Below are 6,079 nucleotides of genomic sequence, written 5' to 3' on the forward strand. Positions count from 1 at the left end.
GCGCGGCGTGTCTGCTGCGACAGGGGGCGACTCTGGTGATCGGCGAGACGGATCACGCCGATAGAATCGTTCGTAGCCATCAGGGGTCCCTTCAGAAGATCCTGGTGGTCAGGCCCTGGCCAGCGGTGGAGTCGCTGAGCTGGGGCCGCTCTGTTTTTGGTTGTGGATGCCGGTGGAGTCGGCTGGCAGAGGTGATCGAAGTGGAGTTTCGATCTTCAAGGTTGCCCTTGAAGTTCTGCATGGGTCCGAAGGTAGACCTCCCCAACTCCCGCCGTCAAGAGGGGTATCAAGGGAGCTATTGATGAACATCGGCCCGACACCTACGCTCAGGGCATGACCGCCACCCCGAATCCAGTCGACGCGCTGATAGCCGATCTCGACTCCATCAGCGATCCCGTCGACCGGTTCCACCAGGCGGCACGCATCGAAGCCCAGATCGGCAAGGGTCTGCGCGCCATCAGACGAAAGGCGGCCACCGAGCTGCGCGACAGTGGCAAGTCCTACCGCGAAGTCGGGGAATCTCTCGGCGGCATTTCTGCGCAGAGGGTCGAGCAGATCGTCAAAGGGAGATAGTCCGTGCTGGGGCATGGCATCGAGTCAACGCCCTACCCCACATCACGGGCCATAACGGCCAGTGCAACTGCGATGCAGTGGCGGTGCACCCGCAGTGCAGAACTGAACAGACGACACGGCTGGAGCCGGATAGTGGACGTCATCGACATGTGGACGGGGCGCATAGCGTGCGCTCTCCAGGCGGCCCTCCGCATGACGAACGAAGCCTTCGCGGCACACCTCGGGGTAGCGGTCCGCACGGTCGCGGGCTGGCACAAAGACCCCTCAGTAGTGCCACGAACTGAGATCCAGGCAGCGCTCGACACTGCTCTCGAAAGGGCCAATGAGACCGTGCAGCTCCGCTTCGCCCGCATCTCGCGGCCCACCGCCGGCCCCGCCGAGGCACAGGCATTGCGTGTGGCCATTGCCGTCGTGGTCAAGGCTGATGAGGTCCTCCTCGTTTGCCGACGGGGCGACACAAGCCTGCGGTGGCAGTTCCCCGCCGGGATGGTGAAGCCCGGTGCTGCGCCTGCCGACGTGGCCATTCAGGAGACAGTCGCGGAGACAGGCGTTCACGCCGCGGCACGCAGGCACCTTGGCGAGAGGCTTCACCCGCAGACCGGCGTGATGGCCGACTACCACCTGTGCGAGTACCTGGCCGGGATCGCATCGAACGAGGACGTCGTCGAGAACAGTGCGGTCGCCTGGGTTCCGATAAAGGACCTCGGCAAGTTCATTCCGTCAGACAAGATCTTCCCGCCCATCCTCAACGCCTTGGAGAACGCGTGACTGAAGCTGCCGAGAAGCCCGGAATCAGCGCCGCGATCATCGTTCAAGATGATCGAGTCCTCATGGTCCGCAGACGTATCAGCGAGGGCGAGCTCATGTGGCAGTTCCCTGCTGGCGCGATCGAGCCGGGTGAGTCCGCCGAGGAGGCTGCCGTTCGCGAAACCCAGGAGGAAGCTGGCCTGACCGTTGTAGCGATCAAGATTCTCGGGGAGCGCGTTCACCCGAAGACGGGCCGCCTCATGTCGTACACGGCGGCCTCTGTCGTCTCCGGGGAGGCTCACGTCGCCGACGCCGACGAGCTCGACGCCGTCGCCTGGGTAGCCCACGCCGAGATCGAGAAGTACGTCCCTTACGGCCTCTTTGAACCGGTGCAGGCGTACCTGGACGGTGCACTGCCGCACGATCAGCCTGCTTAGGGCAGGCCTAGAAACGGAATGGCCGAGCGGTTGCCACCGCCCGGCCGTTTCGATCGACGAGTTGCCACTCGTTGATCCGTAATCCGCCTCGTCAAAGTCAGGACTACCTCATGACGGTAACATCGCCCACCCACGTGCGGCATCGGCCTTTAGTGACCCCTACCCGCCTGTTCTCCGCGCCGCTTTCCGAGCTGCTTGAAGAGCTGGATGTGGAGTCGTTCCGGACGTCGATCTCAGATGCCGGGTTCTTCGGAGCCTTGATCGAACGGAAGGACGGGCGGCTGATCCTCGCGCTGCCTCAGGCTCGTGACGCCCGGACCGAGGACACGGTGGCTCGCGCTCTGCTGGGTCAGGTACTGCAAGTTCCGATGTCTCCGCTTCCTCCCGCGGTGGAGTTCTCGATCTTCTAACCCGAGCATGACGTAGCGCCCCAGCCCTCCGTGGGCTGGGGCGCTACGTCATGCCCGAGATGCGTGCCCCGCCGCCTCCCCGCAGGCTGGTCTCATGTCCACCTCTCCGATCGTCGTGCACGCCCCCCGCGGCGAGGGCGGCCGGCGTGTCACCGCCGACGGCGCCATCCTGGGCATGGCGTACTCCGACGGCGACCTGGTGGAGCTGCTGCGTCTGGCGGGTGCCGAGGACGCGGAGGGCCTGGTGGATGGGGAGTCGGGGTTGATCGAGTGGCGGGGGCTGGGAGCGCACGACTACGGGTGGGGGCCGGGCGAGCCGGGGCACCGGCCGCCCCCGCGCTAAACGCCGGCTGCGATGTCGTGTTCTAGTACCCATGCCGCGTGCTCCTGCCGGGCGTATCCGCGTGGGTCGGCGTCCCATCGCGGAGCGGAGGCCGGAATCGGCCCCTGAGCGCCCTGCTCCAGCCGGTCATGGTCCACCAGGGTGCGGGCGTAGTGGACGGCTTGGTGGATCATGTCGACGACAGTGGAGGGCTCGAACCGGTCGTCGGCTAGCCGGTCGGCGGCGGCGGCTCGGCGCACGAGGTACTCGCGGGTGAGGTGGCCGCCGTCGGTGTCGCCGACGAGGATGCCGAGTTTCTGCACGGCGATGAGCTCGCCGTAGGTGGCGCTCATTCGGGGTCCAGGGCGTGCGGGTCGAGGTGGAGGGCGAGGGCGGCAAGTGCGGGCGCCATTCCGGCCCGGTATTCCTCGGTCCTGCAGCCGGTGCAGTGCATGAAGAGGTGGTCGGCCCTGTCCATTTCGACGCGGGCGATGCCTCCGTTGTGGGGGCGTTCCTTGCTGACGATGGTTCTGCGGGTCATTGGTTCCTCCTCTTGGCCGGCTTCCAGGCTGCCCGGTCCGGCGCCCCCGGTCTGGTCCTCAGGCCCACACGGGCCGTGGCCTGTCTCACATCGTCCCGCGGCACGACGACCAACACCGCCGTTCGGGATAGTCCTCACGCCGCGGCCCTCTCCGCCATCGGCAGATTCATCACGACTACGGGTGGGGGCCGGGCGAGCCGGGGCATCGGCCGCCGCCCGCCCGGTGATCAACGTGTGTGGAGCATGACGTTCACGCTGAGCGCGTCCGCTTCCTGATCGATGGCTGCCGCGGCCGTGAGCAGGTCGCAGTCGGGGTCGTCGGCGAGGTTGCGGTGAGTGCGGGCCATGGCGCGCAGGAGGTCGACGACGAGCTCGGCCTCGATGTACGGGCGGCCGTCGCTGCCGGGGCGGAGCGGGATGCGTCCGGAGGCGGGCGTCTCGTTCATGCGGCTGCCCTTTCCGCGATCGGCAGGTCGCGTATGTCGTCGTGCCCGTAGTCGTGCCCGCAGCCTTTGCAGCTGACGCCGGGGGTGTCGAGGGCGACCATGAGGACGGTGCCGCACGGGCACTGGACGGGGATGCGACGGGGTTCGCGTTCTCCGCTGATGATCGCCCGGCATCGACGGACGGCCTGCGCCAATTCGGCCGCGAACTCGTCGAGCGCCGGGTGCTTGGAGCACGCCCGCGGCAGGTTGAGGCGCAGGGTGACGACGGCCGCGTCGACCCGGTACTGGAGCCGCCCGCCGATGCCGACAGTGCCGAGCCCGTAGGTCGCCCAGTCCTCGACCCAGGTCTCCAGGGTGGACACGATGCCGCCGGTGGCCGTGAGTGACAGCACCTCCGCGTTGAGCGGCATGCTCCGGTTGGGCGTCCCGGACACTGCGGCTCCGTCGCCTCCGCGGCTGGGGTAGATGCGCAGGCAGAGGCGGGCGTAGAGGCCGCCGGGTCCGGCGAGGGCGGTGAGGTCGCGGCTGATGCGCTGCTCACAGGGGCGACAGGCGTACCGGCCGACCTCGTCGGTCCACAACGGGTGAGCACAGATGGTGCAGCGGGGGGCGTCGTCGGCGTTCACGGCGGTCTCCTTGCAGACGTGCGGGTGCGGGGTGGGTCAGCGGCTGATGCGGATGGTGGCCGTGGGGTGGATACAGCAGGCGTCGTGGAGGTTGATGAGGTACCGGTGCGCCCCGTCGAAGTCGCCGAACCCGTTCTCGGGGTTCATGGCCTCGTAGATGTCGGGCCTGGTCCTCATCGAAATGAGGGCGGCGCGGAGTTCGGTGATGCAGTCGCCAGCCGTGCAGCCGTCGAGGTCGGCGAGGGGGCGGCCGATGGCGGTGGCCCACATCCGGGTGACGTTGCTGGTGTAGTTGCCGATGTTCTCGACACAGACCTCGGCGGGTTCGTCGTCGCCGAAATCGATCACTCGGTGGAGCGTGACGTCGTAGCTCATGACCCCTCCGATCGTCCCGGGAGGTCGCCGTTGAGGTACGCCTGTCCGACCGCGGCGTTCATGTCGTGGGCGATGTGCTCCATGGCCGTCTCGGCGGTGGCTCCGTCGGCGATGCGGGCAGCAGTGTTGAGCCCGGCGAGCATCCCGGCGACCCAGAGCGCGCCGGGGTGATCGTCTCCCGGCAGGTTGTCGCGGAAGGTGTGGAACACGGCGGCCAGGTGGGTGCGGGTGCGTTCGTCCATGGTCACTTCTGCCTCCGTGCGGCGCTGATCGCTCCGGGCTCGACCTGGGAGACGGTGATGCCGTCAAGGAGGGCGACCATGTCCATCCGCAGGGCGAAGTTGTCGCGCTTCAGCTCCTGCAGAAGGTGGCTCTGCTTGCTGATGCGGATGCGCTGGCGGTCGATCGTGGCGTACAGCTCGTCGAGGGGGGTGTCGTTCACGATGCCTCCGTGGTGTCGCCGAGCCGACGGGCGATGTCCCGCCCGGCCTTGGTGAGCGCGTACCTGCGTTGCGGCAACCACCCGCGTTCGCTGCCCTTTTCGTGGGTGACGGTCGCCCATTTCTCGTCGAGGAGCCGGCGGAGTGCGCGGGTGAGGGTGTCGCCGGTGATCGTGGTCTTCTTGGCGATCTCGCCGACCCACCTGGGGCGTTCGGCGAGGAGGCGAATGATGTGGGCGGTCGCGCCGGTGAGGGGCGGGGGCTCGGTCATGCGGTGGGCTCCTTGCGTTCCATGGCGCTACGGATGGCGTCGACCACGGTCGCGGTGCGGACCGTCTCGGGCAGCCGCCGCTCCCATGCGTCAGTCATCTGCCGGATCCGAGTGAGGACGGCTTGGCCTCGTTCTGCGCGGGCCCGTTCGTGGGTGAGTCCGGCTTCGAGGTGCCGGATCGTCTTGTCCCGGCTGTCGATGTCCGCGTTGAGCTGGGCGGCCTCGGCTTCAGCGGCGTCGGCGCGGCGGTGCGAGTCAGCGAGAAGGTTGGCGGCACGCTCAGCCTTGGCCAGCCGCGTGTACAGCTCGTCGAGGGCGTCGCTGGTGATCGTGTCGACGGTGTGCCGCGGCCTGGGGGCGAGTGCGAGGTCGTCCGGCCCGGTGTTGGCTGCGGCGCGGACGGCGCGTACTGCGGCCTCGAAGAGTGGGGCGAAATCGGTCATGTGGTCCACCTCTGGGTGTCAATGCCTGCCGCTTCGGCGAGGCGTGCGGTGTGGCTGGCACCGGCGGAGTCGTTGCGGATGAAGGCCAGGCAGCAGGCGGCTCCGAGGCCGACCATGTGCTTGTTCCGGATGGGGCCGGCGACCTTGCCGTGGAGGTCCCACCGGGCGGGGTGTGCCTCTTCGGTGACTCCGGGGACTCCCGCGGCGACCATGTCGGCGACCCACTGGGCGGCTTGGGCATCGGCGCCGGTGGGGCAGGCGCCGTGGATGACGGTGATCTGCCCGTAGTCCCGCCACCGCCGGGCGAGTTCGCGGTGGACGAGGCGTGCGTCCTGCCAGTCGCGACTGCCGGTGACGAGGATGCGGGCGGGCGCCAGGCGGGTCATGCGGTCCACCTCTCAACGTCGAATCCCTTAACGGCCCCTCTGGCGGCCTCTGGTGACCCCGG

16 protein-coding genes are annotated in these 6,079 nt (G+C 68.2%); 5 read left to right on the plus strand and 11 right to left on the minus strand.

Annotated elements, in window-relative coordinates; translation table 11 throughout:
* Positions 1-91 precede the first annotated feature (91 nt).
* Positions 92-241 carry a hypothetical protein gene (locus HNQ79_RS32410; protein ID WP_185036569.1) on the minus strand — a complete coding sequence of 50 codons (150 nt, stop codon included), beginning with the start codon at positions 239-241 and terminating at the stop codon, positions 92-94.
* Positions 242-333: 92 nt separating this feature from the next.
* On the opposite strand from HNQ79_RS32410, the gene HNQ79_RS32415 reads away from it, so the two are divergent.
* The 5 genes from HNQ79_RS32415 (at position 334) to HNQ79_RS32435 (ending at position 2,510) form a co-directional block, all read left to right on the plus strand.
* Positions 334-573: a hypothetical protein gene (locus tag HNQ79_RS32415; RefSeq protein ID WP_185036570.1), complete on the plus strand. Its 240-nt coding sequence runs from the start codon at positions 334-336 to the stop codon at positions 571-573.
* Between the two features lie 132 nt (positions 574-705).
* Positions 706-1,341 (plus strand): NUDIX hydrolase, encoded by a 636-nt coding sequence (locus HNQ79_RS32420; RefSeq protein WP_185036571.1) that lies wholly within the window; start codon positions 706-708, stop codon positions 1,339-1,341.
* Positions 1,338-1,757, plus strand: coding sequence for an NUDIX hydrolase (locus HNQ79_RS32425; RefSeq protein ID WP_185036572.1), 420 nt, complete (start codon positions 1,338-1,340; stop codon positions 1,755-1,757). Before HNQ79_RS32420 ends, HNQ79_RS32425 begins: the two co-directional genes overlap by 4 nt.
* Before the next feature lie 110 nt (positions 1,758-1,867).
* Positions 1,868-2,167, plus strand: coding sequence for a hypothetical protein (locus HNQ79_RS32430; RefSeq protein WP_185036573.1), 300 nt, complete (start codon positions 1,868-1,870; stop codon positions 2,165-2,167).
* Positions 2,168-2,261: 94 nt separating this feature from the next.
* Positions 2,262-2,510: a hypothetical protein gene (locus HNQ79_RS32435; RefSeq protein WP_185036574.1), complete on the plus strand. Its 249-nt coding sequence runs from the start codon at positions 2,262-2,264 to the stop codon at positions 2,508-2,510.
* Here HNQ79_RS32435 and HNQ79_RS32440 read toward each other — a convergent pair.
* From HNQ79_RS32440 to HNQ79_RS32485, 10 genes are all read right to left on the minus strand, one after another.
* Positions 2,507-2,842 (minus strand): hypothetical protein, encoded by a 336-nt coding sequence (locus HNQ79_RS32440; RefSeq protein WP_185036575.1) that lies wholly within the window; start codon positions 2,840-2,842, stop codon positions 2,507-2,509. The genes HNQ79_RS32435 and HNQ79_RS32440 overlap by 4 nt on opposite strands.
* Entirely contained in the window at positions 2,839-3,030 is a 192-nt protein-coding gene (locus HNQ79_RS32445) for a hypothetical protein (protein WP_185036576.1), read from the minus strand. The genes HNQ79_RS32440 and HNQ79_RS32445 overlap by 4 nt, the downstream gene beginning before the upstream one ends.
* 227 nt (positions 3,031-3,257) lie before the next feature.
* Positions 3,258-3,476: a hypothetical protein gene (locus tag HNQ79_RS32450; protein WP_185036577.1), complete on the minus strand. Its 219-nt coding sequence runs from the start codon at positions 3,474-3,476 to the stop codon at positions 3,258-3,260.
* Entirely contained in the window at positions 3,473-4,102 is a 630-nt protein-coding gene (locus tag HNQ79_RS32455; RefSeq protein ID WP_185036578.1) for a hypothetical protein, read from the minus strand. Before HNQ79_RS32455 ends, HNQ79_RS32450 begins: the two co-directional genes overlap by 4 nt.
* Positions 4,103-4,138: 36 nt before the next feature.
* Positions 4,139-4,477, minus strand: coding sequence for a hypothetical protein (locus HNQ79_RS32460; RefSeq protein ID WP_185036579.1), 339 nt, complete (start codon positions 4,475-4,477; stop codon positions 4,139-4,141).
* Positions 4,474-4,719, minus strand: coding sequence for a hypothetical protein (locus HNQ79_RS32465; RefSeq protein ID WP_185036580.1), 246 nt, complete (start codon positions 4,717-4,719; stop codon positions 4,474-4,476). The genes HNQ79_RS32460 and HNQ79_RS32465 overlap by 4 nt, the downstream gene beginning before the upstream one ends.
* A gap of 2 nt (positions 4,720-4,721) precedes the next feature.
* On the minus strand, positions 4,722-4,919 hold the full coding sequence (locus HNQ79_RS32470; RefSeq protein WP_185036581.1) for a hypothetical protein: 198 nt from the start codon (positions 4,917-4,919) through the stop codon (positions 4,722-4,724).
* Positions 4,916-5,188 (minus strand): helix-turn-helix domain-containing protein, encoded by a 273-nt coding sequence (locus HNQ79_RS32475; RefSeq protein ID WP_185036582.1) that lies wholly within the window; start codon positions 5,186-5,188, stop codon positions 4,916-4,918. The genes HNQ79_RS32470 and HNQ79_RS32475 overlap by 4 nt, the downstream gene beginning before the upstream one ends.
* Entirely contained in the window at positions 5,185-5,631 is a 447-nt protein-coding gene (locus HNQ79_RS32480) for a hypothetical protein (protein ID WP_185036583.1), read from the minus strand. The genes HNQ79_RS32475 and HNQ79_RS32480 overlap by 4 nt, the downstream gene beginning before the upstream one ends.
* Positions 5,628-6,017, minus strand: coding sequence for an SLOG family protein (locus tag HNQ79_RS32485; protein ID WP_185036584.1), 390 nt, complete (start codon positions 6,015-6,017; stop codon positions 5,628-5,630). The genes HNQ79_RS32480 and HNQ79_RS32485 overlap by 4 nt, the downstream gene beginning before the upstream one ends.
* Positions 6,018-6,079: the final 62 nt, after the last annotated feature.

Source organism: Streptomyces candidus (assembly GCF_014207445.1).
GTDB classification, from domain to species: Bacteria; Actinomycetota; Actinomycetes; order Streptomycetales; family Streptomycetaceae; genus Streptomyces; species Streptomyces candidus.